At 65.6% G+C, this 25,480-nt stretch carries 24 protein-coding genes and 1 riboswitch; of the genes, 7 read left to right on the forward strand and 17 right to left on the reverse strand.

Features of this window, described 5'->3' with window-relative positions; translation table 11 throughout:
• Window positions 1-38 precede the first annotated feature (38 nt).
• From OK352_RS12950 to OK352_RS12990, 9 genes are all read right to left on the reverse strand, one after another.
• Window positions 39-1,421: an LLM class flavin-dependent oxidoreductase gene (locus tag OK352_RS12950; protein ID WP_265141902.1), complete on the reverse strand. Its 1,383-nt coding sequence runs from the start codon at window positions 1,419-1,421 to the stop codon at window positions 39-41.
• 50 nt (window positions 1,422-1,471) lie between these two features.
• On the reverse strand, window positions 1,472-3,202 hold the full coding sequence (locus tag OK352_RS12955; RefSeq protein ID WP_265141903.1) for a dipeptide ABC transporter ATP-binding protein: 1,731 nt from the start codon (window positions 3,200-3,202) through the stop codon (window positions 1,472-1,474).
• Window positions 3,199-4,092, reverse strand: a complete 894-nt coding sequence (locus OK352_RS12960) for an ABC transporter permease (RefSeq protein ID WP_265141904.1) — start codon at window positions 4,090-4,092, stop codon at window positions 3,199-3,201. The genes OK352_RS12955 and OK352_RS12960 overlap by 4 nt, the downstream gene beginning before the upstream one ends.
• Window positions 4,089-5,132, reverse strand: coding sequence for an ABC transporter permease (locus OK352_RS12965; RefSeq protein ID WP_265141905.1), 1,044 nt, complete (start codon window positions 5,130-5,132; stop codon window positions 4,089-4,091). The genes OK352_RS12960 and OK352_RS12965 overlap by 4 nt, the downstream gene beginning before the upstream one ends.
• Entirely contained in the window at window positions 5,110-6,732 is a 1,623-nt protein-coding gene (locus OK352_RS12970; RefSeq protein ID WP_265141906.1) for an ABC transporter substrate-binding protein, read from the reverse strand. The genes OK352_RS12965 and OK352_RS12970 overlap by 23 nt, the downstream gene beginning before the upstream one ends.
• A 177-nt stretch (window positions 6,733-6,909) precedes the next feature.
• A complete protein-coding gene (locus OK352_RS12975; protein WP_265141907.1) occupies window positions 6,910-8,448 on the reverse strand; it encodes a carboxylesterase/lipase family protein in 1,539 nt (512 codons plus the stop codon).
• Entirely contained in the window at window positions 8,445-9,011 is a 567-nt protein-coding gene (locus OK352_RS12980; protein WP_265141908.1) for a DnaJ family domain-containing protein, read from the reverse strand. Before OK352_RS12980 ends, OK352_RS12975 begins: the two co-directional genes overlap by 4 nt.
• A 61-nt stretch (window positions 9,012-9,072) precedes the next feature.
• On the reverse strand, window positions 9,073-9,711 hold the full coding sequence (locus OK352_RS12985) for a transcriptional regulator (RefSeq protein ID WP_265141909.1): 639 nt from the start codon (window positions 9,709-9,711) through the stop codon (window positions 9,073-9,075).
• A complete protein-coding gene (locus OK352_RS12990) occupies window positions 9,708-10,097 on the reverse strand; it encodes an SANT/Myb-like DNA-binding domain-containing protein (RefSeq protein WP_265141910.1) in 390 nt (129 codons plus the stop codon). Before OK352_RS12990 ends, OK352_RS12985 begins: the two co-directional genes overlap by 4 nt.
• A gap of 83 nt (window positions 10,098-10,180) precedes the next feature.
• On the opposite strand from OK352_RS12990, the gene OK352_RS12995 reads away from it, so the two are divergent.
• The 3 genes from OK352_RS12995 to OK352_RS13005 all read left to right on the forward strand — a co-directional run bounded on the left by OK352_RS12995 (window position 10,181) and on the right by OK352_RS13005 (window position 13,179).
• Window positions 10,181-11,311 (forward strand): PEP/pyruvate-binding domain-containing protein, encoded by a 1,131-nt coding sequence (locus OK352_RS12995; RefSeq protein ID WP_265141911.1) that lies wholly within the window; start codon window positions 10,181-10,183, stop codon window positions 11,309-11,311.
• Window positions 11,312-11,335: 24 nt separating this feature from the next.
• The gene (locus OK352_RS13000; RefSeq protein WP_265141912.1) at window positions 11,336-11,935 is read left to right on the forward strand and encodes a histidine phosphatase family protein; all 600 of its coding nucleotides are present in this window, start codon (window positions 11,336-11,338) and stop codon (window positions 11,933-11,935) included.
• Window positions 11,936-12,306: 371 nt separating this feature from the next.
• Window positions 12,307-13,179, forward strand: coding sequence for an aggregation-promoting factor C-terminal-like domain-containing protein (locus tag OK352_RS13005; protein ID WP_265141913.1), 873 nt, complete (start codon window positions 12,307-12,309; stop codon window positions 13,177-13,179).
• A 143-nt stretch (window positions 13,180-13,322) separates the two neighbouring features.
• Here OK352_RS13005 and OK352_RS13010 read toward each other — a convergent pair whose 3' ends face one another.
• Window positions 13,323-15,590: a glycoside hydrolase family 3 C-terminal domain-containing protein gene (locus OK352_RS13010; protein WP_265141914.1), complete on the reverse strand. Its 2,268-nt coding sequence runs from the start codon at window positions 15,588-15,590 to the stop codon at window positions 13,323-13,325.
• 120 nt (window positions 15,591-15,710) lie between these two features.
• On the opposite strand from OK352_RS13010, the gene OK352_RS13015 reads away from it, so the two are divergent.
• On the forward strand, window positions 15,711-16,295 hold the full coding sequence (locus OK352_RS13015; protein WP_265141915.1) for a TetR/AcrR family transcriptional regulator: 585 nt from the start codon (window positions 15,711-15,713) through the stop codon (window positions 16,293-16,295).
• A gap of 12 nt (window positions 16,296-16,307) precedes the next feature.
• Here the strand turns inward: OK352_RS13015 and OK352_RS13020 are convergent, their stop codons facing one another.
• From OK352_RS13020 to OK352_RS13035, 4 genes are read right to left on the reverse strand one after another with little or no spacing between them, the layout of a single operon-like run.
• Window positions 16,308-17,840, reverse strand: a complete 1,533-nt coding sequence (locus tag OK352_RS13020) for a deoxyguanosinetriphosphate triphosphohydrolase family protein (protein WP_265141916.1) — start codon at window positions 17,838-17,840, stop codon at window positions 16,308-16,310.
• Window positions 17,841-17,887: 47 nt separating this feature from the next.
• Window positions 17,888-18,985: an AI-2E family transporter gene (locus OK352_RS13025; protein ID WP_265141917.1), complete on the reverse strand. Its 1,098-nt coding sequence runs from the start codon at window positions 18,983-18,985 to the stop codon at window positions 17,888-17,890.
• A 38-nt stretch (window positions 18,986-19,023) separates the two neighbouring features.
• Window positions 19,024-19,692 (reverse strand): NAD(P)H-hydrate epimerase, encoded by a 669-nt coding sequence (locus tag OK352_RS13030; protein WP_265141918.1) that lies wholly within the window; start codon window positions 19,690-19,692, stop codon window positions 19,024-19,026.
• 33 nt (window positions 19,693-19,725) lie between these two features.
• Window positions 19,726-20,229, reverse strand: a complete 504-nt coding sequence (locus tag OK352_RS13035) for a hypothetical protein (RefSeq protein ID WP_265141919.1) — start codon at window positions 20,227-20,229, stop codon at window positions 19,726-19,728.
• 259 nt (window positions 20,230-20,488) lie between these two features.
• On the opposite strand from OK352_RS13035, the gene OK352_RS13040 reads away from it, so the two are divergent.
• A complete protein-coding gene (locus OK352_RS13040; RefSeq protein WP_265141920.1) occupies window positions 20,489-21,229 on the forward strand; it encodes an SDR family oxidoreductase in 741 nt (246 codons plus the stop codon).
• On the opposite strand, the gene OK352_RS13045 is transcribed toward OK352_RS13040, so the two are convergent.
• Both OK352_RS13045 and OK352_RS13050 read right to left on the reverse strand, forming a co-directional pair.
• Window positions 21,220-21,609 (reverse strand): DMT family transporter, encoded by a 390-nt coding sequence (locus tag OK352_RS13045; protein ID WP_265141921.1) that lies wholly within the window; start codon window positions 21,607-21,609, stop codon window positions 21,220-21,222. The two genes, OK352_RS13040 and OK352_RS13045, sit on opposite strands and share 10 nt — an antisense overlap.
• A 3-nt stretch (window positions 21,610-21,612) precedes the next feature.
• A complete protein-coding gene (locus OK352_RS13050; protein ID WP_265141922.1) occupies window positions 21,613-21,927 on the reverse strand; it encodes a DMT family transporter in 315 nt (104 codons plus the stop codon).
• Window positions 21,928-21,943: 16 nt separating this feature from the next.
• Window positions 21,944-22,007, reverse strand: a riboswitch (guanidine-III (ykkC-III) riboswitch).
• 65 nt (window positions 22,008-22,072) lie between these two features.
• On the opposite strand from OK352_RS13050, the gene OK352_RS13055 reads away from it, so the two are divergent.
• Window positions 22,073-23,401 (forward strand): MFS transporter, encoded by a 1,329-nt coding sequence (locus tag OK352_RS13055; RefSeq protein WP_265141923.1) that lies wholly within the window; start codon window positions 22,073-22,075, stop codon window positions 23,399-23,401.
• A gap of 7 nt (window positions 23,402-23,408) precedes the next feature.
• Here the strand turns inward: OK352_RS13055 and OK352_RS13060 are convergent, their stop codons facing one another.
• Window positions 23,409-24,209, reverse strand: coding sequence for an alpha/beta fold hydrolase (locus tag OK352_RS13060; protein ID WP_265141924.1), 801 nt, complete (start codon window positions 24,207-24,209; stop codon window positions 23,409-23,411).
• A 212-nt stretch (window positions 24,210-24,421) separates the two neighbouring features.
• On the opposite strand from OK352_RS13060, the gene OK352_RS13065 reads away from it, so the two are divergent.
• The gene (locus OK352_RS13065) at window positions 24,422-25,453 is read left to right on the forward strand and encodes an LLM class flavin-dependent oxidoreductase (protein WP_265141925.1); all 1,032 of its coding nucleotides are present in this window, start codon (window positions 24,422-24,424) and stop codon (window positions 25,451-25,453) included.
• Window positions 25,454-25,480: the final 27 nt, after the last annotated feature.

Consider the following 25,480-nt stretch of genomic DNA (forward strand, 5'->3'; position numbering starts at 1 on the left):
AACAGAGCATTCAATGGCGCAGGCCTCGTCACCCCGAGCTAGACGCCCGCGGGCACCTTGCTGAAAGCACCACGGTAACGCGCTGCCGGGTGACGGTCGTTGAGACGCGCCTGACCGAACAGCTTCTCACGCAGCGTCCCCTCGGCGTACTCGCTCTTTGCCAACCCGCGCTCACGGAGCACCGGGAGCACCTTGTCGGCGAAGTCCTCGAACGAGCCGGGAATCACCCAGTTGATCACGTTGATGCCGTCGACGCCCGCGGCCTGCCAGACCTCGAGCTGATCGGCGATTGTCTCGGGCGTCCCGATGATCGTGCCCTCGCGCGCCCGCAATCGGACGAGATCACCGACAACGGGCTCCCGGTCGGTGATGTACCGCGATGCCCATTCAACGAAGCCGCGCGCCGAGTTCGTCTGCACATCCTTCAACGGCGTCTCCGGCGGGTAGACGCGGCCGTCCGGGTCCACAATCGCCGAATGCGCCGCGTATCCCTCGACCGACACATACTCGAGGTATTCGTCAGCCTTCTTCTCTGCCTCTTCCTTGGTCTCACCGATGATGAAGCTCAGCCCCTGGAAGAACTTGATGTCCTCCGGCCTCCGCCCGTATTCCACGGCGAGCGCACGCGTCTCGTCGATCTGCTGCCGCGCGATCTCGGGGCTCGGGGCGACGATGAATGTCGCTTCAGCATTGCGCGCCGCAAACCTGCGCCCGGCGACGGATGACCCTGCCTGGTACAGCACGGGCGTGCGCTGCGGCGACGGCGACGGCAGGTGCGGCCCCTCGACGCTGTACCGCTTGCTCTGATGGTGAATCTTATGCACTTTCGACACGTCGGAGTACGCCCCTGACCGATCTTTCAGCAGTGCTCCCTCGTCCCACGACCCCTCCCACAGTTTGTAGGTGACGTCCACGTACTCCTCGGCCCACTCGTACCTCTCATCGTGGTCGACGAGGCGGTCGAGCCCGAAATTGCGGGCTCCGTTGTCCTGCATACCCGTGACGATGTTCCAGGCGACGCGGCCTCGGGTGATGTGATCGAGCGTCGAGATCTGGCGGGCGAAATGGAACGGATGACTCTGCATCACATTCGATGTCAGAGCGAGACCGAGGTGCGTCGTATTCACGGCAAGCGCAGACAGCAGCACAGTCGGGTCGTTGCTGGGAATCTGCAGCCCTTCATTCACGTACACGTCGTACGGCGCATCAGCGTCGCCGTACAGGCCGGTCACATCCGCAAAGAACATGCCGTCGAACTTCGCGGCCTCCAGCAGTTTGGCCAGACCGATCCACGTGTCGACGTCGTTGAACTCCGTCTGACCGGCATCCGGTCTGCGCCATTGGCCGTGCTGAATATGCGAATTCGTGTTCATCACGAAGGCGTTGAACAGCAGCGGTGTGCTCTGTGCGTTATCGGTCATTGTTGTGCTCCTCTGATGTGGAAAAGGTCTGATGTGGGAAAAGCCTGGTGTCACTCGGCGTCGGTCAGAGTGAGAGATTCCGGATGCTGTCGCGCGGCGACGCTCGTCACCCCCACCAGTTCTGCGGTATACGCGTGTTCGGGTGCCGTGAAGATCTGCTCAACCGTGCCGTGCTCCACGACTCGGCCGTCCTTCATGACGAGCACGTCGTCGCTCATGTGGCTGATCACCCCGAGATCGTGTGAGATGAACAGATAGCTGAGCCCCAGCTGACGCTTGAGGTCGTCAAGCAGGTCGAGAATCTGCGCTTGAACCGAAACATCGAGCGCCGACACGGCTTCGTCGAGGACGAGAATCTGCGGCGACGGCGCAAGCGCGCGAGCGATGGCGATGCGCTGCCGCTGCCCGCCCGACAGCGTCAGCGGGAACCGCTGCAGCACAGCATCCGTGAGGCCCACTTGCTCGACGAGCTCGCGCACCCGCGACTGTCGAATCGCACGCGGCGTACCCGGTGGAAGCGCGTCGAGAAGAATGCGCTCGGTGTTCCACCGTGGATCAAACGAACTCAGTGGGTCCTGATAGACCACCGAGATGCGGCGCCGAAGCGCGCGGCGGCGGCGTTCGCTCACGCGAGACCAGTCTCGGCCGACGAGCCGCACCTCACCGGCGTCCGGTGTCGAAAGTGCCAGCGCGATGCGCGCCGTCGTACTCTTTCCCGACCCTGACTCGCCGACGATTCCGAGCGTCTGCCCGCGCTCAAGCGTGAACGAGACGTTGTCTACCGCTGTCGCCACCGAACCGTCGGGCCGGGGGAAGCGCTTGACAAGGCCTCGTGCCTCGAGCACGGGGCCGGTGTCGCCATCGTCATGGTGCGGGTGACGCTGCGCTGTAACAGGCGCGAGGTCGCTCAGTCGTGCGCCGCGCGTGTGCGGCCCGGGCACCGCGGCAAGCAGACGTCGGGTGTACGGATGCTGCGGATCGCGCAGAACCTGCTCCGCCGTGCCCGCCTCGACGATGCGGCCGTTCGTCATCACGGCGATCTGGTCGGCGAGCTCGGCGACGACGGAGAGGTCGTGGCTGATCAGGATCTGCGAGACGCCGCGCCGTTTGGTGTCGGCGAGAAGCGCCAGCACTTGCGCCTGCACGGTGACGTCGAGCGCTGTCGTGGGTTCGTCTGCGATGATCAACTTGGGGTCGAGCGCGAGCGCCGAGGCGATGAGCGCGCGCTGTCGCAGACCGCCCGAAAGCTCGTCCGGCCGCTGCCTGGCACGCTGCTCCGGCTGCGGAACGCCCACGGAATCGAGAAGCTCAATCGCTTTGCGACGGCGGTCGGCGCGACGGCCCCACCCGTGCAGGCGCAATGCTTCTTCGATCTCATTGCCCACGGGCCGCAGCGGGTCGAGCGAGACAAGGGCATCCTGCAAAACGAATCCGATGCGGCGCCCGCGCAGCCGACGCCACTGAGATTCACGCGTGTGCGCAAGGTCGACACGATCCGTCGTGCCGGGCACGTCAAGACTGAGTTCACCCGCGTCGACGCGTGCGCCCGCGCCCGTGAGCCCCACGAGAGTGCGTGCCGTGACGGACTTACCCGAACCCGACTCCCCCACGATCGCGAGGCATTCACCGCGCCGAAGCTCGAACGAGACACTGTGCACGACCTGATGCTGCTGCCCGGCCCGTGTGAACGAAACAGTGAGGTCTCGTGCGCGCAGCACGACGTCGTCTGCTGCGCGGGGCTGCGCGGCAGCATCCTGCTCGCTGACCAGTGTTGTTGTCATTTCTCTCCACTTTCCAGGGCCCGCTGCAGATGCTGCCCGATCGTCGTTGCGGTGATCGCGATCACGACGATCACGAGTCCGGGGACGACGGTGAGCCACGGCGCGTGTGTGATGTACAGCCGCCCCGCCTCGAGAAGAGCGCCCCACTCAGGCGAGGGCGGCGCAACGCCGAGACCGAGAAACGACAGGCTCGACGCCCACACGATCGACTGCCCGACCGACATCGCAATCACGGCGACCAGGGGGCGCACGGCGTTGGGAATGATGTGTCTGCCGAGGATGCTGCCACGCGAATGCCCGAGAGCTGTGGCCGCCTCGACGTAGCCGCTCGTCTTCGCGGTGAGAATCTGCGCCCGCACCATCCGCGCGTACCCGGGGGCCGTCCCGATCGCGACGGCGAAGACCTGCGACACGGCGGACGGACCGGCGATGGCCACGAGAAGCAGGGCAAGCAGCAGCGTGGGGAATGCGAACTGGATCTCGATGAGGCGCGCGGCGATCGCCCCGACCACGCGTCCACCGAGAGAGGCTGCGGCGCCGAGAATGAGCGCGAGCGTGATGCTCACGGCCGTGGCTCCCGCACCGATCAGCAATGACTCACGTGCCCCGAAGATGATGCGACTGTAGAGGTCACGGCCCTGTTCGTCCGTGCCGAACCAGTGCGCAAGGTTTGGCGGCTGCAGGGCATCGTGCAGCGCGAGAGCGAACGGATCGTGCGTCGCCAGCACCTGCGGGGCGACGAGCGCGACGATGAAGAACACCGTCACGGCGAGCGCCGCGTACAGGCCATACGGATGCTGTCGCCGGCCAGCTCGTGTCGATGGCTGTGCCGGTGGGGTCTGTGGGGCCGGTGGAGTCTGCGGGGTCTGCGACGTGTGAACGGCAGTCATGAGAGAGGCAATCTGGGGTCGATGAGCGTGTAGATGACGTCGACGACGAGATTCGCGACGACATAGAGGGCGGCGATGAGCACAACGATGCCGGTGACAATGGGCAGGTCCTGCGCGTTCACCGCCGTGATGAGCACGGTGCCGATGCCCTGACGTGAGAACAGCGACTCCACGATCACGGCACCCGAGATCGTGGCCCCGAGCGCCCAGCCAGACAGCGTGACCGCGGGCAGCACCGAGTGCCGCAGCACGTGGCGCAGGCGCACGCCGGTTTCGCTCATTCCGCGCATGCGCGCCGTGACGATGAACGGCTGCTGCAGCGTTCGCTCGAATTCTGCCCGCGTGGCCTGCCCCATGAACCCGGCGAGCGGAATCGCCAGGGTCAGCGCAGGCAGAAGCAGCCCGATGGTGCTCGTGCCGCTGATCACGGGAAACCAGCCGAGCCCGAGGGCGAAGACGACAAGCAGGATGCTGCCGAGCCAGTAGTGCGGCAGACCGGCGGCCGTGGTGTCGACCATCGCTCCGAAGGCGCTCAGTCGCGGCCCGCGGCCTGCCGTGAGGGTGACCCAGATGACCATGATCAGCCACGAGAGCACAATCGCGGTCACGGTGAGGGTGAGCGTCGGACCGAGTTGTTCGAGAATGATCTCGCTGACGGGGCGGAACTGCTGATATGACATCCCGAGCGTTCCCGAGACGAGAGCCCGCAGATAGTCGACGTACTGCACGAGCACGGGGTTGAGCAGGCCGTACTGCTCGTTGATCTGGGCGAGCTCTTCGGGCGTGCGCTCGATGGCCTGCCCGGCGCGAATGTTGAAGATCACTGTCGCACGGTCACCGGGAAGCGCGAGCTGCGCGAGAAACGCGACGGTCGCCGCGCCGAAGAGCGTAACGGCGGCACCGAGCAGTTTGCCGACGATGCGTCGGATCAGCGTGATGCGGTTTGCGGTTCGGCGTGCGCTGCCGGCGGCAGCATCCGTCTCATGTCGCGCGTGTGTCGAGCCTGCCTCGTCGATCTCAGGCGGTGAAATGTGCGTCATGGAAGACCGGTCCTCCCTGTGAGTGTTCCTGCCAGATGCCCGCGACAGACGGAGAGATGGCGAGTGTGCTCAAGCGGTCGTAGAGACCGATCGAGAGCGCGTGGTCGGCGATGTATTCTTGCGCCTGGGCGTACAGCGCGTTCTGCTCGTCGATGTCTGACTCTGAGTTGGCACGCAGAATGATGTCCTCGAGTTCTGGCGAGTTGTAGAACGCCGCGTTGTTACCGTTCGGGCTTTCGTCGGTGTCGGCTCTCCAGTTGATCCACATGATCCCCGCGGTCACGCTCGTCCAGTACCCCGCAGCGATGTCCCGTTCGTCGCGCTGCGTGTAGGCACCCGCGAAGTGCTCGCTCGGGGGAACGGGGATGAGCGTGACATCGAAGCCGACCTGCTTCGCCTGCTCGGCGACGCCCTGCAGGATCGATGCACCCTCGGCGTTGATGATGGTTCCCGCACCGTAGGGCAGCGTGACCTCAAGCGCCTTTCCGTCTTTCACACGGATGCCGTCGGCGTTCGTCGAATCCCAGCCCGCCTCGTCGAGCAGGGCCTCCGCCTTCTCGACGTCGTACGTGTATCGGTCTGCGGCTTTCTGGCTGTATCCCGGCGTCGACTGGCTGACAGCACCGTTGCCCTCGTACGGGATGACACCGAGTCCGATTGTCTCGACGAGCGTCTCGCGGTCGAGACTGTAGGTGAAGGCTTTGCGCACCTTCTCGTCGGTGAACGGCCCCTGAGCGGTGTTGAAGGCGAGCTGCTGCGGACGCCCGGGCGTCACGTACTTCTGCAGATCGAACCCGCCCTGCTCCAGGGTCGTCCATTCGACGCTCGGAACATCGTAGATCGCGTCGACTTCGTCGCTCTTAAACGCTGAGGCCCGTGTCGTGCCGTCGGGGACGAATCGCCAGTCGACGGTTTTCACGAGGGCGGGTCCGGCGTGCTTCGCGTTCGCCGGCCACGACGTGTAGTCGTCATTGCGCTCGAGCAGGATGTTCTGGCCCCGATTCCACTCGGCTACGGTGAACGCACCGCTGCCGATTGGCTGCTCGCAGTTCTGCTCATCGGTACGTGTCTCGAGCGCCTGTTGCGATTGAATGCCGAAGTAGCCCTGGGCGAGCGTCTCAGCGAGTCGCGGATACGGTTTGTCGAGATGCACGATGAGTGTGTCCTCATCGACGGGCTCTGCCGACGAGTAGTACCCGTCAAGCCAGACTTTCGCCGTGCTGTTGCCGCCAGCCATCCAGTACTCGATGTTGTACGCGACAACGGATGCTGTCAGAGCGGTGCCGTCTGTGAATGAGACGCCGTCTTTCAACTCGAACGTCCAGTCGAGCCCGTTCTTCGACGTCGCCCACGACTCGGCGAGCCACGCGACGGCGTCCCCGTTTTCATCGAGCGACGTGAGGCTGTCGAGCACTTGATAGCTCAAGTACGCCTGTTCGATCCACCCGCCGTAGACGCAGGGCGGCTCTTGCTGGTGCGCATAGACGAGAGTGCCGCCGTCGCCTTCGTCGGCAGACGAGGCTCCGGCCGCGCACGATGTCAGTGCCATCATCGCGGCAGCGCTGACGGCGAGAGCGGCAAGTGTGGCGTGTCGTGACATGGCAGACCTCGTGACGGGGCGAGTGGATGCCGCGGGTGCGGCGCTGTGATGTCATGACGCTACGGTGCCGTCGTGCCGTCGCCATACCGGCTCCCGTCACAGTTCGTAGCGTGACGAGCTGCGAGCGTCACACGGCGTCATCTGCCGCATCGTTGTCGCCTTCGCGACTGCGAACAGCTACGCTGTGGCAGCTCCCCGGTGATCGGGATGCTTCGAGACGGTGTCGAGTGCCACGAGGGTGAGTTCTCGATCGAAGACCTGCTCGGCGCGCGACGTCCTGTCGTAGCGCTGGCCCCATCGCTCACCGTCTGGGTCAAAGGCAGACCACGGGGCTGAGCCCGTCGAGATGAACCGCACCCACGCGGCATGCATCTCGTCGGCAACGCCCTGCGGTGGGTTCTTTCCCGTACTGGCTTCGACGTTCTCGCCGTCAAGGCAGTCCCACACGAACGGCAGTTCCATGCAGTGCCCGGTGAGGTGGTGCGGGAGCGCAGACGGCAGTCGGAAGTCGTAGGCGTAAACCTCGCCCATCTTCGAGGCGAGCGCACGAGCAACGGTGAAGCGGAAGACGGCGTCCGTCATCGCGCTTCCCAACACCCATCTCGTCCGCCCCGGCGTCAATCGTCTGTAATCCTGAACGTTGCGCCCAAGCCCCGCGAGCCGAAGCGCGAGCGTCGGCGGAAGCAGGTCAAGGGCACCGGGCGCATCGAGAAGCAGCGCAGTAGTCTCTGTCGCATTCGCTCCGATCAGCAACGGCTTGTCGGCCCCGATTCCTCGGTCGAATGCGTCAGCGAGGGTGTACGGAATCAGATCGCCGTCGACAACCGGAGTCCACGGCATCGAACTCGCCCCGTTCATCAGCTGGCGCACCTTCGTCAGCGTCATGCTGTTCTTCTGCACCGTCTGCTGTGCGTCGAACACGTCTCGCTCGGGCACTGCAGCAAGGGCATCACGCGTCGCGGCAATGCCCAGCTGCGTCGCCACCTGCGATGTGTTGACGGCGACTTCCGCACGATCGCCCGTACTCGCACCCGGAGATTCCGCGATCGCCCGCGCGAACAGGGGCTGTGCTCGCGGTGTCGCCAGCAGTGTCAGCACGGCGGTTCCGCCCGCGCTCTGACCCCCGATCGTCACGCGCTCGGGATCCCCTCCGAAAGCGGCGATGTTGTCGCGCACCCACTCCAGCGCCAGCATCCAATCGTGGACAGCCCTGTTTCCCGGAGCCCCATCGATCACGCCGAAGCCGTCGAGTCCCAGACGGTAAGACACCGAGACAACGACGACGCCGTCGCGCGGAAAGCTTCCCGTCTCGTACCAGGGCGATGAGGGCGACCCGCTGGTGAACCCACCGCCGTGGATCCAGACGAGCACGGGCATCGCAGCATCCGGTGTCGTGTCTGGTGTAAAAACGTTGACGGTGAGCGTCTCGTCTCCGGGGTACGACGGTTCGGGAATGAGCGTGATGCCGGTCATGTAGTCGCGCAACGGGGTGGCACCGTACCGTGTCGTATCGCGCACACCCTCCCACGGTTCGTGGGGAACCGGGAGGCCAAAGCGGCGCTCACCCGTGGGAGCCTCGGCGTACGGGATGCCGAGGAAGGCGACCTGGTGCGGCCCGAGCTGCGTGCCCCGCACCGCTCCGGCCGTGGTCTGCACGACGGTGCTTCCGTCACGTTCCGGGGTGTCAGGGTCGGCGGTGCTCGGCGTCGAGGTCATGCCTCTTGCCTACCACGTCTCCCCTGCCACCAGCGACGCCGAGCTGGCCGAGACGGCTCGTCGACGACAGCATCCGATTGCGCGTGCGCGTCACGGCGGGCACGCCAGGCTTGAACATCGGCGTCGATGTCTCGAGTCGGCGTCACGACGGGCGGGCCGCCATGCAGCTGCCGTCGAGCCTCGCGTACGCGCCCGTTGAAGTCGTCGAGGTAGTCGCGCACCTGCTTCTCGCTGGGGAGGGCATCGAGGGTCTCGTCGAGTTTCTCGTGCTCTTTGCGCAGCTGAAAGACCGGCGGCGCGATTCCGGTCAGCTGTTCGGTCTCGATCTTCTGTTTGATCCACCAGTCAGGGTCACGTGGTTTGTCGATCCCCTCGAGCGGTTTGCCGGCACCGGGGAGATTGTCGAAGTCGCCGCGGCGCCTGGCCAGTTCGAGCGCTGTCTCGACGGCGGCCCAGCGCTCTTCTTCTGTATTCCACTTCGGTGGCCCTCCGACACTGCCCGATCCCTCTGCCGGGTCAGGCGTGGCGTGCCGCGGACTCGTCTGTTTGCGCTGGTCGGCCATCGTCGTTCCTCCGCTTCTAGGTTATGCGCCAGCGGGTCCCGAGGAAAAGAGCCGAAATGCGCTAGCCGGCGCTCCTGTCGATGCCGAGAGTTGCAATGAGGTCCTCGTGCAGCTCGAACCAGACGCGATGGCACGAATCGACTTCGCTGCCCGCCACCCACTCCAGCTCTCCGCCTCGCGCACGCCGCAGCGCCGCGGTGAACCGCACGTCGTAGCCGCCGAACCGGTTGAGAATGTTCTCAACCTCTTCGCTGATCGGTGCGAGAGCGTGCTCGATCTCACTCAGTTCTCGGAGCACACGAGCATCCCAATCGGCGTCCGCGTGGTCGTTGGGAATGAGACGTTCGTCATCGTCACCGTTCGGCCGGAGCTGCCAGTCCGTGCAGGCGCGCAGCAGCCTCTCGTTGAGCGGAAGAAACTCGCGATAGACCTCGCGCAGGTGTTCTCCTCCGCCGACACGCTCGAGTTCCTCGGCCAGCAGTCGCTCGTTCTCGATGCGTCCTCGTTCTGTCAGCGTCCAGCCTGAGAGATCCGCGAAGCCCGCGCGGGAGGTCCAGCCGTGCGCTTCGGCATCTTCCAGCGCCTCGGCGACAGCTTCCGCCGGCATTCCCACGCGGCGGGCAACGGCATCCGCATCGGCAAATCCCAGAATCCGGATGCCGTGGAGCACACCGCTCAGTGACGCATCCACGCCTCTCATGACGTCTCGCGACGCTCGAGCAGCCGTGTGAAATGCTGCTGGCAGGCCTGCGGCGATTTGAAGCCCATGGCGGATGCGATCTGGGCCCACGTGAGCCCGGCGCTTCGTGCCGCGAACAGCATCCCGGTTTCAAGCCCCTCCACCTCGGCTTGAGCAGCGGGCAGCAGTGCGAGAGCATCAGCCAGGTCGTCGGGCTCAGCATCTGCCGACTGCCACACAGCGAACTGCACAAGATCGACGGCTGTCGGCGGCACCGATGAGGGGCGCCACGGCTGCGCGGAGATACTGTTCGCCGCGCGCGATGTCAGACGGTCTCGGGCGCGCTGTTCGCGATCCGCCTGCAGCTGCTCGTCGTTCTCGGCGGATGGTTCTGGGTTGCGTGGCATAGCCCCATCGTGCAGTATCAACATAATGTTGTCAATAATTTGTTGATTGGATGCTGATGCTCTGCGATCTTCGATCTGCCTCTGTGGCGACAGCCGGCGCGAAAGCGGCAGCACTCGGCACCATGCTCCGCGCGGGGCTGCCGGTGCCGGAGGGCTTCGTGCTGTCGACCGCAGCGGAGCATCCGGCCGACGGGCCGATTTCAGAAGAACAACGACGCGACGTAGAGCGCGCCTATGCCCGAATGGGATCGCCCGTTGTCGCCGTGAGGTCGTCGGCCTCGAGTGAAGATTCGGCGCACGAGTCCGAGGCGGGCGCATACGAGAGCATCCTGGGTGTCAGTGGAATGGACGCGCTCCTCGCGGCAATACAACGCTGCCGGCTCTCCTTGCACTCCGAACGGGCCAGAGCCTCCCGACTGACAGCGGGCGCCGCCGACACAACCGAGCACCCGACGATGGCCGTCATCGTGCAGCGAATGGTGCACGCTGAGGCCTCCGGCGTCCTCTTCACGCCAGCAACACTCGACGGGGCCGCGCTGATCGAGTCGTCGTGGGGTCTCGGTCCCAGCGTCGTGGAGGGGCGTGTCGTGCCCGACAGGTTTCGCATCGATGGTGACGGCACGTTCCACCGCCGTCTCGGAAGCACAGAGTCACGCGTCGACGTGCAGAATGGAACGCTCGTGACCCGCGCCGTCGGCGAGACCCACCGCAGCGCCTCGACGCTAACCGACGAGCAGGTGGCGAGGATCGCTCGGCTGGGCGCCGAGATCGCGGATCTGTTCGGCGGCCCTCGTGACATCGAGTGGGCGCTCGACGGCGAGACGCTGTGGATCCTTCAGGCCCGCCCGATCACCGCGGCGCTACCGATGCCGGATCGTGCCGGTAAGGCTTGCGCGTCGGATCTCACCGGCGTCGGCGGTAGTTCCGGGCGGGCAACCGGGCCCGCGCGGGTGGTGCTCGGCCCCGCTGATTTCTCGCGCGTGATGCCCGGAGACATCATCATCTGCCCGAGCACGGACCCCAGCTGGACTCCCCTGTTGCAACGCGCTGCCGGAGTCGTCGCCGAACGCGGCGGGATGCTGGCACACGCCGCCATCGTCGCACGCGAACATGGGATCCCTGCCGTTCTCGGCGTTGCCGACGCGACCACGCGTGTCACCGACGGAGCGACCCTCACGATCGACGGGCACCTCGGCACCATCACCGAGGAATGACCACGCGAAAGAACGGAGATTCTCATGGCGGTTCGGCACCTCTTCATAGCGCGTCACGGCGCTGCCGATGCCTTTGGCGAGCTCACGGGCGCGGGCCGGCGTCAGGCTGAGCTGCTCGGTTCCCGCCTGGCGCGGGTCCCCGTCGACGCCATCTGGCATTCTCCGCTGCCGCGCGCCGCAGACACCGCTCTCACGGTTGCCCGGCACATCCCCTCCGCGCCGGTCGCAGAGGCCCCTGAGCTCATCGATCATGTGCCCTGGGTGCCTCCCGCCGATGCGATGCCCGCCGCGATGCGAGGTTTCGTCGACGGCATTGACACGGCCGAGGCTGATGCCGACCACCGCACCGCTGTCTCGCTCGTCAAACGCTTCTGTTCGACTCCAGAGGCCGGGGCCGACACGCACGAGGTGCTCATCACCCATGATTACCCGATCGCCTGGCTGCTCTGCCACGCGCTTGACGCCCCGCCGGGTCGCTGGTTCGGAATCAGCAGCGCGAACACGGCGTTGACCGTGCTGCAGTTCCGCCCTGCACATCCGCCGACGGTGGTCATGTTCAATGATATGTCGCATCTTCCCGACGATCTGAGGTGGACCGGATTCCCGCTGGCCACCCGCCCGTGACGGCCGCAGATTTGTCTGGAGAGCAGAAAAACTCCGCATTCAGGGGATTATGAGCCGCCGGCGCAGAGACACGGACGAGCACGGCGCGCGAGTCGAATTCCGGATGCTGGTGAGCCGACGATCCGCGTCATGGCGGGCGACGTGGCGCATCGCAGCATCCGTTCGCGCCTTGTACCAAACGCGCGCGGCCCGCGCGTGACGCATACGGCTGAGGCAAATTCCCCGTTCACGGTAAGAAACCATTCAGAAACATGCATCAGCCTCGACAGTCGTGCCCCAGACCTCCGGCGCCCGAAGCCGTGAGGAGCGTGCTCCCCGAATGAGCAACGCGCATGCGGCATTGTCCCCTGACCCCGACCCCTCGAGATGCAATGACCTCTGCTGAAACATCCGCGCGTGACGCCGACACCGGCGACGAGCCTCTCACCCCCTTCCCCCGCCGCAACCACCTGGCCCGGATGCGCCGAGCCCGCAATCGTCGGCGCACACGCGCTGGCGTTGGCGCGACACTGGCGCTCACCCTCGCGCTGAGCGGAACCGGCTTGGCCGCGAGCTGGGCGACTCCCACAACGGAGGCTGACCCGGTTGTAGAGTCCGCTGCCGCCGTGGCGCAGGCCAGCGATGAGCTGCGCGCTGAGCAGACGGCGCACTCGAGCGCACAGGAAACTCTCGACAGTGCAAACGGCGTGCTCGATGACGCCGACGAGTCCGTCGACACCCACGACCTCGAAACTCTCGTTGAGCGCCTCGCCGACTACCGCAAGCTCACACCGACATTCACGTTGGGCCTCGTGCAGCAGACCGAAACAGAGACCGCATCTGTGTCTGAAGCCAGCGCCGCGGCCAAGAAGCAGAAGGCTGAGGAGGCCGAGAAGAAGGCGGCCGAAGAAGCCAAGCGTGCCGAAGAAGAGGCCAAGAAGAAGGCCGCAGCGAACACGCCCGAGGGCGCGAAGGCCGCAGCCAAGACGATGGCCGCTGACCAGTACGGCTGGGGCGAGGGCGAGTTCAGTTGCCTCGTGTCGCTGTGGAACAAGGAGTCCGGCTGGTCATACACGGCGTCGAACCCGTCGAGCGGTGCCTACGGCATTCCGCAGGCACTTCCCGGAAGCAAGATGGGAAGCGTTGCCTCCGACTGGGAGACGAACGCGATCACCCAGATCACGTGGGGGCTGCAGTACATCTCGGGAACGTACGGCTCGCCGTGCGCGGCCTGGGGCCACTCGCAGTCGACCGGGTGGTACTGACACCGCCATCCCACCCTGCGCTACCCGTTCGGAACTGCGCTCCAGAATTTTCTGGGGCGCAGTTCCAATTCAGTAGCCCCGCACGAACGGGTGTCGCTGCGGGCGTGGCAGAGGGCCGCGAATCAGGATTCGCAGCTCACAGATCAGGCGTTGGGCGTCTGGCGCTGAGCATTCGCGGCGTCGAGCAGCTGCTGCACACTCTCGGGGTCGACTCCGACGCCGAAGTTCGCGACGCGGCCGATGGGGAATGACGCCATCATCTTATGGATCGAATCCTGAGACGCGATTGCGGCAGCCTCGGTTCCCATGAGCTCGCTCATCGCCTGCTGAATCATGGGACCGGCGACCGGATCGGCACTGAGCTCCCCGATCGAGGACTCCCCGTTCAGCGGAACAAGCACCTCGTCTCCCTCGACAGCCGCTGTGGCGTTGCTACGCAGGTCACGACTCGACGCCCCGACCGAAACGGCGTACTCCCCGCCCTCGACCACAAAGCGATGCGCACGCACGTCCCAGTAGGCGAGGTCCTCGCGCGGCACGACGATCTCGACCTCACGCGATTCGCCCGCCGCAAGGTCGACTGCAGCAAAGCCCTTCAGCTCGCGGGGCGCACGCTGCACCGTTGATTCGGGAAGCCCGATGTACAGTTGCACGACCTCGCGTCCCGCACGTTCGCCGGAGTTGGTCACACGGACGCGCGCGGTCAGGCCCGCAGCATCCGCCGTGACGGCAAAATCGGCATAGGCGAACGTCGTGTACGAGAGCCCGTGGCCGAAGGGGAAGGCGACGTCGGTCTCGCGGGCGTCATACCAACGGTAGCCGACGAAGATCCCCTCGCCGTAGCGAACGTGGCCGCGCTCGCCCGGGAAGTCAAGATACGCGGGAGTGTCCTGCATGCGCACGGGAATGGTCTCGGCCAGACGCCCGGACGGGTTGACATCGCCGAACAGCACGTCGGCCGTTGCGCTGCCGCCGGCCTGACCCAGCAGCCAGCCCTCGAGAATCGCCGGAACCGCTGGGGCGAACGGCAGACGCACAACGCCCCCGTTCGACAGGACCACCACGGTGTTCGAGTTCGCCGCGACGACGCGGTCGATGAGCTCCAGCTGGGCCGCGGGAAGGTCAATGTGCTCACGGTCAAAGCCCTCGGACTCTTCGGCCGCCGGCAGCCCGGCAAAGATGACGGCCACATCGGCGACTGCAGCGGCAGCGACGGCCTCGTCGGCCAGCCCCGCCCCCTCGCTTCCGTCGAGCGTGAAGCCGGGCGCGAAAGTGACGGCATCCGGGTTGTCGTGTCGGGCCCGGATGCTGCTCAGCGCGTCGTCGACTTGTGTGGGGTTGATGAGTGAACTGCCGGCGCCCTGGTAGCGGGGAGTGCGCGCAAATTCGCCGATGACGGCGAGGGATGCTGCCGACGGCAGCGGAAGCAGATCGTTGTCGTTCTTCAGCAGTACGATGCCGCGGCCCGCAACCTCGCGGGCGAGCGCGTGGTGCGCGGAGCTGTCGTACGAGGCGTCGTCGCGCGCGTTCGCGACGGCCTTCTGCACGATCGATACGATGCGCTCCGCCGCCACATCGAGCACAGCTTCGTCCAGGTCGCCCGCGTGCACGGCGGCGACGATCTCAGCATCCGATCGACCGCCCGTCGCCGGCATCTCGAGATCGAGACCTGCGGCGAGACCGTGCGTGCGCACGTTCACGGCGCCCCAGTCCGAGACAACGAGACCTTCGAAGCCCCAGTCATCACGCAGCACCTCGGTGAGCAGCCAGTGGTTCTCTGAGGCGTAGACCCCGTTGATGCGGTTGTACGAGCACATGACCGTCCACGGCTGCTCGGCCGTGACGACCCGCTCGAATCCGCGCAGGTAGATCTCACGAAGCGGACGCTCGTCAACATCTGAGCTGACGCGCAGGCGATCGTGCTCCTGGTTGTTCGCGGCGAAGTGCTTGAGCGATGCGCCCACGCCCTGCGACTGCAGTCCGCGCACGAGCGCGGCACCGAGCTCACCGCTCACGAAGGGGTCTTCAGACAGGTACTCGAAGTTGCGGCCGCACAGCGGGGAGCGCTTGATGTTGATGCCGGGGCCAAGCAGAACCCCGACGTTCTCGGCCCTGGCCTCCTCGCCGAGGGCGATGCCGACGCGCTCAAGAAGCTGCGGATCGAACGTGGCGCCCAGCGCAACGGCGGGCGGAAAGCAGGTGGCGGGGACGCTGTCTCCGATGCCGAGATGATCGGCGCCCGTGGTCTGTTTGCGCACCCCGTGCGGGCCGTCCGTCAGCATGATCGACGGGACATCGCCGACCGCCTTGGTCTCCCAGAAGTTCTCGCCGCTCGTGAGTGCGGCCTTCTGCTCGATGCTGAGTCCGGCGACAACGTCGGCGGCGCTGCGTGTGGTGAATTCAGCGGTCATGGCACTCCTCGAGGGTTCGGGCGATGGCCGTGCACCATCGCGTCACCAAAACCTTATGTCATTCGGTTTTGTTTGCCAAGGGGCATCCGATCAGACGGCGTGCACCGTACGATAGAGCGCATGGCACAGCGGGGCTCATACGCCAAAGGCGTGGCAAAACGTGAAGAGATCCTCTCGACGGCGCTCGAGGTGATCGCACGCAATGGCTATCGACGCACGTCAGTGCGCGAGCTCGCGGATGCTGTCGGGCTCAGTCAGGCGGGGCTGCTGCACTATTTCAGCTCGAAGGAGGAGCTGTTCACCGAGGTCCTGCGCAAGCGCGATGACGTCGATGCCCGCCGCCGCGATCTGGTGTCGGATCCCTTCGACGCCCTGACCGACACGATCAGCCACAATGCCGACGTCGGCGGTCTCGTGCGGCTCTACGTACAACTTTCCGCAGACGCGACGGACGGCGAACATCCGGCAAACCCGTACTTCACCGAGCGCTATGCCACGCTGCGCACGACGTTGACGCAGGCGATCGCGGCGGAGCAGGATGCCGGACGCCTACGCCCGGACGTCAGCGCTGCGCAGCTCGCAACCGTAGTGATCGCGACGATGGACGGGTTGCAGACACAGTGGCTTCTCGACCCGTCGATTGACATGGTGGGCGCTGTCGAGTCGGTGATCGCCCTCGCCACGACGGCGGAGCCGCACCGGTGATCGCCGGCGTCTCTACAGACCGCGCCCGGCCTCCCACAGCCCCTCGGACGTGCCCGTCAGAAGAGCGTTCACGCCAACGGCCTGAGCGTCGGTGAACGAGGCGATGTAGTCGACGATCGCCCGCGAACGGCCGAGACGTTCGACTTCGGCGCCTCCGCCGTGCTCGAACAGCTCCGGTTTCTCGGCGCGCAACTGCCGATATTCGTCGGTCGCAGCCTCGACCGAGTCGAGCAGACGCCGGGGCGCCCGGTCGGCATCGTCGCGGTCCGCGAGCCACGCGTGAAAGCCCTCGGCGAGTGACGCGACAATGCGCGTCTGCCCCCGCTGATAGACGGCGAGGTCTGAGCGATCGAGCACGAAGCGCGAGTGCACGAACTTCAGCACGATCACGTCGTGCCAGGCAGCATCCGCGAGTCTGACATGACCACTGCGCACGGTCGGTGTGCGCTCGACGGCGATGGACGCCTTGAGCCTGTCAATCCAGCGGCGGGTGAACCCCGTCACAGCCCGGTCGGCCTCGAGCCCTCCGTCGTAGGGCACCGCGAGCAGCCCGTCGACAAGATCGGTGCCGACGCGCTCAACTGATTCGCGGAAGGCGTCGGCATCGGCGATCCACGGGTCCTTCGCCTGCACGCGGCGCCACGCGAGTTCGAGGGCGTGGCCGGGCTGACGCGGGTCTAATTCAGTGGAATCGGATGCTGCCAGCTGCGTCCACCCGTCAAGCCACGCGCGCAGCTCGGCAGACACTGTCGTGTACTGCAGGATGCCGGCGCGGTAGAAGTCGTCGAGGTCATGCACGGCGTAGGCGATGTCGTCGGCGATGTCCATCACCGAGCATTCGAGAGTCTGCTGGTGCTCGGCGATGGCGGGAAAGACCGAGAGAGCATCGGCCATGTCGTCGGCTTCGATGTCGTAGGCCGAAAACTTCTGGGCCCCCGACGCCAGCTCGGTGCCCACACCGCGCGGCATCTCCTCCGGTGCCCGACCGGGGATGGTCCGCCACTCATTCCTCGTCCACGGGTACTTCAGCACGGCCGCCCGTACGGCCCGGGTGAGGTTGAGTCCGCGGGCCGTTGCGTCGCAGCTGTCGAGGGCCGTGAGGATGCGGAAGGTCTGCGCGTTGCCCTCGAAACCGTCGGGCAGGCCCAGGGTGTGACGCGCGACGCGGTCGAGCTCTTGCTCTCCGAGGTGGCCGAATGGCGGGTGTCCGAGATCGTGGGCAGCTGCCGCGGCCTGCACGACAACAGGATCGCAGCCGCCGAGTTCGGTCACAAGCGCCTGGGTATCGTCATCGGAGGTGCGCAGGCCGATGGCGATCGACCGGGCGACAGCCGAGACCTTCAGCGAGTGCGTCAGACGATTGTGGATTACCGTTCCCGACCCTGCCTGAGGGATGACCTGCGTCACAGCAGACAGTCTTGAAAAGTATGGTGAGAACCTGATCCGCTCGATATCGTTGCGGAACTCGTCTTCGCCCTCGCGCAGCTCTTCCGTGATTGCTCGTTCACGACCACCGTCGACGTGTGTTCTCTGCCTCGTCACCATAGTGCGGTTCAGCTTAGCTTCCCCGCGTCGCGCACGCGTCGACCCGCTCACACAAGAGCATCCTGCCGCGGAACCCAGATCTGTTTGATGATGAGCAGGGCGGATGCTGTCACGGGCACCGCGATCAGCGCACCGAGCAGCCCGAGCAGGGTGCCTCCGATGAGTGCACCGATCACCACGAGCGAACCGGGAACCGAGACGGCACGGTTCATCACGCGTGGCGTGAGGACGTATGCCTCGACCTGCATGTATACGAGATAGGCGACAGCGAAGATGAGCGCATCGAGCGGACTCGCGAACAGGGCAAGCAGCGAGCCGATTGCCCACAGCAGCACGGAACCGATGAGCGGGATCAACGTGAGCAGAAAGGCCGCTGCGATCATGAGCGGCGGGAACGGCAGCCCGAGCACGAAATACAGGATGCCCGTGAAGACGGCGTTGAAGAACGCGAGGGTCACCATCCCGGCCGTGTACCCGCCGACAGCATCCGTGATCTGCTCCGTCATGTCGGCAAGGCGTGGGCGGTTGCGGGCGGGAGCGAGGCTATACATTGCCGTTTTGATCGTCGGAAGTGAGGCGACGAAGTAGAGAGTCAGCACGAGGACGATAATCGCGCCGGAAATTCCTGTGGCGACGGAGACGCCGACTTTGAGCGCACCCCCGCCGATCGCGGCGATGTTCGCGGGGTCGGCGACAAACCCCTGCAAATCTCCGAGAAGGCCTTCCAGCCCTGCCCCGAAGATTCCCTCGAGCGTATGAAAGAGACTCGAGCTCGAGAAGTCGTCGATGAGAGTCGGCACGGATTGCGCGAACTGCGCGATCTGGCCGACGAGAATTGGGATCGCGAAGCCGAGAATGGCTCCCAGCACGATGAAGACGCCGACGAAGACGATGACAATCGCCCAGGGTCGCGAGATGCCGCGCCGTGAACACCACTTGACGACGGGCTCGATCGCCAGCGCGAGGAATACGGCGAACAGAAGGTAGATGAAGACCGTCGAGAGATTCGACACAGCAACGCCCACAGCAACGGCCAAGAGCACACCGAGCGTCGTGAGGAACCCGGTGCGCAACGGGCGCGCCAGAACAATCATGCGGTGGCGAGGAGCCTCGTTTGCAGCCGGTGGCGCTTCTCGACGTCTCATGCCGGTCACTCTATGTGAGGGCTAAGCGCCCACCCGTGTCACACGGCGGCGATTCGCTCGAGTTCACCACCGAGTCCGATGTCGGCGACCACAAGGCGCCCGACGTAGTCCGATGCGGGCTCACACAGCATCCCCGTCTTTGCTGCCCCGAAGGTGACGGTCACGTCGGCGCGCACGAGGCAGGTGTCGGGAACCTCACCTGTATCCGGGTGGATGCCGCTCGGCAGATCGCACGCGACAATGACCGGATGCTGCGGCTCGTCCAGCTGCGACAGCATCCGCCCTACGACCTCGCGTGCCGTGCCGCGCAGGGCGCTCCCGCTGGCGCCGGTTCCGAGAATGGCGTCGACGATCACGTCGTACGAGCTCGCTTCGACGGACTGTGCATCGATGACACGCGCACCGCTATCCAGCGCGGCGGCGAGCCCGGCGGCATGGATGCGCTCCGACGTGCGAACGATGTCAACGAGGAACCCCTGGCTGGCGACCGTGGCCCCGGCGAACAGCGCGTCTCCCCCGTTGTTTCCCGAGCCGACGACCAGCAAGACGCGAGGTTCGCCAGCAGCATCCCGAGCATCCCGGCTCTCGCGCGCACGCTCACGAATCTCGTCGGCGAGCGCGGCGGCAGCACGCTCCATGAGCGGAACACCCGCATCGAGCAGCGGCTGCTCGGCGGCGCGAACCTGTGCCGCTGTGTACGCCTTCATGACCGCCAGGCTAGTGCTGGCATCATCGCAGCGCTACAGGTAGTCGTTGTGCGAGGCCTCGCAGATCGAGGCGTCGGCGACATCGCGCCACATCAGCGCCGCAGCCGGAGAGCCCTCGTCTGCGGTTGCCGAGGTGACATCCCCCATGATGCGCTTCGCGATCAGGTTCTTGTCGTCGCAGTCCGTGCAGTCGATCACCGTCGAGCTGATCTCAATGCCGTGCGAGCTTCCCGCCAGCATGTGCAGCTTCTCGGCGAGCGTCTCGTAGATCGGCAGCACGCGCGACGATCTGGCGGCACCACCCTTGATCACGACGTACACGTGGGCGTCGCCTTCGAGAAGCGCGCACGAATCGTCGATCTGCCGCTCGATCGTGCGCAGCGAACGCTTCACTTCGCGCACGCGATCACACTCGGACAGGTCGACGCCGACGATCAGCGCCTTGGCCGTGTCTTCACCTTCACGGTGAAGTACGAAGTCTTCAAACTCGCGGGTCAGGACGCCGCGCCCTGAGGCTTCGGCGTCAAGTTCCGTCAAGCAGTCAAGAAAATCACCACGTCGCAGGACGACGGACGATGCACTCAATTCTGTGCTTTCTCTCGTGGGGCCCGCAGGCTGCGGGTGCCGGCCAAGTCGGTCGGGCTTGTGGGGCAGAAATCCGGGACGGATGCCGCGTCTCACTGATCCGCATTGCACACCTCCCGTTTTCAAGCCGCCGACCAATATAACCCCCATGACTGCTTTTGTCAGCCCCGCACCTCTGGCCGGAATCAGGCTTGTCCGAGACAATGGGGGCATGAGTGAAATCTTGGTGACCGGAGGCACGGGAACGCTCGGCGTTCCGACCGTCGATGCGCTGCGTCGGGCCGGGCATTCCGTGCGTGTGCTGAGCCGCCATCCCGGGCCGGACCAGGTGCGCGGGGACCTCCTGACAGGCGCTGGCCTCGCCCAGGCCCTCGACGGCATCGACACGGTTGTGCACCTGGCAACGTCAGGAAGCACCAGAGACGTGGATGCTGCCGGCACGCTGATCGCGGCTGCAGAGGAATCCGCGGTGACGCACATCGTCTACATCTCGATCGTCGGCGTCGACAGCATCCCCCTGCCGTATTACCGTGCGAAGCTTCAGATCGAGCACATGCTCGAGGCCTCCCCGGTGCCGCACACAATTCTGCGCGCAACACAGTTCCACGATCTCGTCACGATGATCTTCGCCTACCAGAAGCGGCTGCCGTGGGTCTTCGTTCCACGCTTCGGCGCTCAGCCGATCGCTGTGGAAGATGTCGCCGAGCGGCTCACCGAGCTGGTGGGCCAGGAACCTGCCGGTCGCGTGGCCGACATCGGAGGCCCCGAGCGGCTCAGCGCCGAACAGATGGCACGACAGTGGAAGGCCGCCGCGCTCTCAACGAAGCGCATTGTGTCGATCCGGCTGCCCGGGGAGATCGTGCGCACCCTGAGGGAACGCAAGAACATGGTGCCCGGAGCGCCGTACGGAACGAAGACCTACAGCGAGTACCTGGCGAAGCGCTACGGCTGACCAGCATCCGCGTCGCTGTCCGCGCTGGTCGCGGCGGTGGGCATCGCGCGCTTCGGCCGCGCGGGCGTGACGAGGGCGAGCCCCACGACGCACGCCACGATTCCGGCGAGGAAGACGACCTTGAGCGTCGAGGCGGCCTCGGCTCCCGTCAGGATCGCCCAGCTGACGGTGAGGGCAGCGCCGACACCCGTCCATACCGCGTACGCGACACTCACAGGTAGGCCTTTCATGGCGTAGCCGAGCCCCAGCATGCTGCCGGTCAGCGCCAGCGCGAAGATGACGATCGGGACGATCCGCGTGAAGCCGTCCGATTCGCCGAGCGCCGTCGCCCAGACGGCCTCGAGCACAGAACTCGCGAGCAGTACAGCCCAGTACTTCATGGCTCAGCTCACCACCTTGATGCCGACGACACACGCCACGAGACCGGCGAGCAGCAGCACGCGTGCGACCGTGGCACGTTCCTTCTTCGTGATCATCGCCCACACAGCGGTGAGCACGGCACCCATGCCCACCCAGACGGCGTACGCGGTCCCGGTTGGGATCGACGTCATGGCGACAGCCAGACCGGCCATGCTCACGCACATCGACATAGCGAAGAGAACGCTGGGCCACAGCTTTTTAAAACCATTGGATGCTGCGAGCGCACTGGCCCAGACGGCCTCGAGTGCACCCGAGACGATGAGAATCACCCACGCCACGACAGCTCACCTTTCCGTGGTCAGTCTTGTCGCTGTGCGGGTACTGCGCCCTCGTCCGCAGGTCCGGTAGGAACCTTGGTTCTATCTTAATCAGGAAGCCTGAGCAGATCTGGAACACGTGATAGTTTCGCCACGTGATCAGCTCGTGACCGACACGAACGCGCCGGAGCCGCCCAGCGAACAGCCGCGCACCGGAATCTTCGCCGACCTGACGCCGCTGAAACACAGCCCGGCGTTCGCACGGCTGTGGGCGGGGAACGCCGTCGCCGGCATCGGCACGCAGATGACGATCGTCGCCGTCGGCCTGCACATCTACGACCTCACGCGGTCGACATTCGCCGTCTCGCTCGTCGCCCTCTTCGCTCTTGTGCCCATGCTCGTCTTCGGGCTATATGGCGGCATGCTGGCCGACGCGTTCGATCGCCGCACGCTGGCCCTCGTCACGGCGGTCGTGGCGTGGTGCGCCACCTTGACACTTGCGCTTCTGGCGTGGCTGCACGTCGACCAGGTGTGGCCGTTCTACCTTGTGATGACTGTCAACACCGTGGCCGCGACCGTGCTGGGCACAACGCGGCAGGCCATTCTGCCCCGACTGCTCCCCGTCGAGCTGCTGCCCGCAGCATCCGCCCTCTCGGGCATCAGCGCGGGCGTCATGGTGACTGTCGGCCCGGCACTCGCGGGCGTTCTCGTCGCCTCGGTCGGCGTGCAGTGGACCTTCACGACGGACGCCGTGCTGTTCGCCTTCGCGTTCGCGGGGATCGCCTCGCTGCCGTCGATCAAGCCGCAGGGTGAGGTGCGCAGCACCGGATTTGCCTCTGTCGTCGAGGGTCTTCGCTTTCTGAGAACCGCCCCGAATATCCGTATGTCGTTCATCGTCGACATTGTGGCCATGACGTTCGGCCAGCCACGCGTCATGTTCCCCGCCGTCGGCATGCTTCTGCTCGGCGGTGGGGCGGTCACGGTCGGCGTGCTCACGGCCGGGCTCGCCGTGGGCGCGTTCATCACGAGTGTCTTCTCGGGCCGGCTCGGGGCGCTGCGACATCAGGGCCGGGCGATCCGCACCTCCATCGCCGTGTACGGCGGCGCGATCCTCGCCTTCGGCGTCGTTCTTCTCGTCACGTCCCTGTCGGGTGGCGTTGCCTCCGAGGCCGAGGTCAACTGGCCGGCACTCATCACCGCCACCCTGTGCATGGTGGTCGCGGGAGGCTCTGACAACGTGAGCTCGATCTTCCGCATGACGATTCTTCAGGCGTCGGCACCAGACGAAATGCGCGGGCGCATGCAGGGAATCTTCACGGTCGTCGTCACGGGCGGCCCTCGCGTCGGCGACCTCGTCGCGGGATCGGTCACCGCGCTCACCGCGCTGTGGGTGCCGCCGCTGGTCGGCGGCATCGTGATCATCGTCGTCGTCTGGATGCTGGTGCGCACCCACCCGCGCTTCGCAGGCTATGACGCCCTCGATCCGCAGCCGTGATCCGCGATTACTCCTGCCCGAACTCCTCAGCGAGCGTCCCAGCCATCACTTCAGCATCCCACTGGTGATACGACGCGACCATGGTGCGTGTCCGTCCGTTCGCGAGGTCGCTCGCGAGCATCTCGGCGGCGGGCGGGAAGATCGGGAGGGTCTCGGTGCCGACGAGCGCAAGGGTCGGCTGCGTCACGTTCGCCCACCGTTCGCTGCGCGGCGTGCCCTGAATAGCGAGCGACGCTGCATCGGCGACGAGCGACGGAGCCAGTTCGACCATGCCGGGCCACGCATCGCTCGACTTCGCTCCCTCGAGCCACGCGGGCGGCATGTCTTTCATGAAGTACTCGACGGCGCCTTCCTTATCTCCCGCAGTGATGCGGCCACGCAGTTCGACGACATTCTCAGCGGCAGCCCCGCCGTCGTCTTCGACCGCGAATGGCACCTCCCACAGGGTGAGGCGTCGGATGGGCAGGCCCTCATTCGCCGCCCACAGGGCGATCGCGCCGCCGGACGAGTTGCCGAAGACGTGGGTCTCACCGCCCAGCATGTCAATGAGCGCAGCGAGGTCATCGATCTCACGCTGCAGTTCATTTCCCGCGTCGTCGGGCTTCACCGGCCCGCTCTCACCGCGACCGCGACGGTCATAGTTGACGACGGTGAAGCCTTGATCGGCGAGCAGCTCTGCCATATGCGACGTCGTTGGATCAGAGCCCCGCACCTGCATGGCCCCGGCGACGAGAATCACCGACGGCCCCGTCCCGTAACGGTCGAAGGCAATCGGGGTACCGTCTGCTGATGTCGCGAACTCGGTCATCGTGTCACTCCCTCGTGATCAGGTCGTGCCTGTGTCCATCCACCTTGCCATCGCGATGGTGCGCGCACCACCCCTCCCTGCAACTCCCCGGCACTCCGCACAATCACCGTGCAGTCGCACTGCTGGAATACTCCGTACTCCACTCTCGTTACACTCCATGCAAATGAATAAATAATTATTCGAGCACCACAACCCACGACCGTGAGGATTCCATGAGCGACATCCAGTTCGGCCTCGACACTTTCGGCGATGTGACCATTGACGATGCGGGCGAGCGCACCCCGGGCCATCAGGTCATCCGCGACGTCGTCACGCAGGCCATCATCGCCGACCAGGCAGGCATCGACGCGATCGGCCTCGGCGAACACCACCGTGACGACTACGCCATCAGCTCCCCCGACATGGTGCTGGCCGCCATCGCGGGGCAGACCAGCCGCATCAGACTCGGCACGGCGGTCACCGTGCTCTCGAGCGACGACCCCGTGCGCGTCTACGAGCGCTTCGCCACACTGGATGCTGTCAGCAGCGGTCGCGCAGAGATCACGTTGGGACGCGGCAGCTTCACCGAGTCATTTCCGCTCTTCGGCTTCGACCTCGACCAGTACGAGATGCTCTTCACCGAGAAACTCGACATGTTCTCGAAGCTGCTCACCGAGAAGCCTGTGAGCTGGCAGGGCTCACACCGACCGCCTCTTTTCGGTGCGAACGTGTACCCGAAGACCGCTGCCGGGCGCATTCCCACGTGGATCGGCGTCGGCGGAAGCCCCGAATCCGTCATTCGCTCGGTGAGATACGAGATTCCCATGATGCTCGCCATCATCGGCGGCGATCCCGCTCGCTTCGCTCCGTACGTGGACCTCTATCATCGTGCCGCCGACGAGCTGCAGATCGAGCGGATGCCGCTGGGCGCCCACTCCCCGGGACACATCGCCGCAACGGACGAGCTGGCCCGCGAACAGCTCTTCCCACACTTCAAGACGAACCGCGACCGCATCGGCGCCGAGCGCGGCTGGCCGCCCACCACCCGCGCCGATTTCGACAACGAGGCAGACAACGGGTCGCTGTACGTCGGCTCACCGGAGACCGTCGCTCGTCGCATCGCGTCGACAATCACAACGCTCGGCCTCGACCGCTTCGACCTCAAATACTCGAATGGGCCGATGCCTCACAGCGAGTTGACAGCGTCCATCGAGCTGTATGGATCGCGAGTCATCCCGATGGTGAAGGACATTCTCGGCCGCTGAACAAGCGTGAATCGGCATCCACGAGTT

The sequence above is a fragment of the Microbacterium sp. MPKO10 genome (assembly GCF_026107415.2).
In the GTDB taxonomy this organism is placed as follows: Bacteria; Actinomycetota; Actinomycetes; order Actinomycetales; family Microbacteriaceae; genus Paramicrobacterium.

Excerpts from the sequence above, each read along its gene's own strand:
- OK352_RS13020 (WP_265141916.1), bottom strand. The coding sequence starts at position 17,840 with ATGGTGACGAGGCAGAGAACACACGTCGACGGTGGTCGTGAACGAGCA.
- OK352_RS12960 (WP_265141904.1), bottom strand. The coding sequence starts at position 4,092 with ATGACTGCCGTTCACACGTCGCAGACCCCGCAGACTCCACCGGCCCCA.
- OK352_RS13060 (WP_265141924.1), bottom strand. The coding sequence starts at position 24,209 with ATGACCGAGTTCGCGACATCAGCAGACGGTACCCCGATTGCCTTCGAC.
- OK352_RS13030 (WP_265141918.1), bottom strand. The coding sequence starts at position 19,692 with ATGAAGGCGTACACAGCGGCACAGGTTCGCGCCGCCGAGCAGCCGCTG.
- OK352_RS13015 (WP_265141915.1), top strand. The coding sequence starts at position 15,711 with ATGGCACAGCGGGGCTCATACGCCAAAGGCGTGGCAAAACGTGAAGAG.
- OK352_RS12970 (WP_265141906.1), bottom strand. The coding sequence starts at position 6,732 with ATGTCACGACACGCCACACTTGCCGCTCTCGCCGTCAGCGCTGCCGCG.
- OK352_RS13025 (WP_265141917.1), bottom strand. The coding sequence starts at position 18,985 with ATGAGACGTCGAGAAGCGCCACCGGCTGCAAACGAGGCTCCTCGCCAC.
- OK352_RS12950 (WP_265141902.1), bottom strand. The coding sequence starts at position 1,421 with ATGACCGATAACGCACAGAGCACACCGCTGCTGTTCAACGCCTTCGTG.
- OK352_RS12980 (WP_265141908.1), bottom strand. The coding sequence starts at position 9,011 with ATGGCCGACCAGCGCAAACAGACGAGTCCGCGGCACGCCACGCCTGAC.
- OK352_RS13045 (WP_265141921.1), bottom strand. The coding sequence starts at position 21,609 with ATGAAGTACTGGGCTGTACTGCTCGCGAGTTCTGTGCTCGAGGCCGTC.
- OK352_RS12955 (WP_265141903.1), bottom strand. The coding sequence starts at position 3,202 with ATGACAACAACACTGGTCAGCGAGCAGGATGCTGCCGCGCAGCCCCGC.
- OK352_RS13000 (WP_265141912.1), top strand. The coding sequence starts at position 11,336 with ATGGCGGTTCGGCACCTCTTCATAGCGCGTCACGGCGCTGCCGATGCC.
- OK352_RS13065 (WP_265141925.1), top strand. The coding sequence starts at position 24,422 with ATGAGCGACATCCAGTTCGGCCTCGACACTTTCGGCGATGTGACCATT.
- OK352_RS13005 (WP_265141913.1), top strand. The coding sequence starts at position 12,307 with ATGACCTCTGCTGAAACATCCGCGCGTGACGCCGACACCGGCGACGAG.
- OK352_RS12965 (WP_265141905.1), bottom strand. The coding sequence starts at position 5,132 with ATGACGCACATTTCACCGCCTGAGATCGACGAGGCAGGCTCGACACAC.
- OK352_RS12975 (WP_265141907.1), bottom strand. The coding sequence starts at position 8,448 with ATGACCTCGACGCCGAGCACCGCCGACCCTGACACCCCGGAACGTGAC.
- OK352_RS13040 (WP_265141920.1), top strand. The coding sequence starts at position 20,489 with ATGAGTGAAATCTTGGTGACCGGAGGCACGGGAACGCTCGGCGTTCCG.
- OK352_RS12985 (WP_265141909.1), bottom strand. The coding sequence starts at position 9,711 with ATGAGAGGCGTGGATGCGTCACTGAGCGGTGTGCTCCACGGCATCCGG.
- OK352_RS12990 (WP_265141910.1), bottom strand. The coding sequence starts at position 10,097 with ATGCCACGCAACCCAGAACCATCCGCCGAGAACGACGAGCAGCTGCAG.
- OK352_RS13010 (WP_265141914.1), bottom strand. The coding sequence starts at position 15,590 with ATGACCGCTGAATTCACCACACGCAGCGCCGCCGACGTTGTCGCCGGA.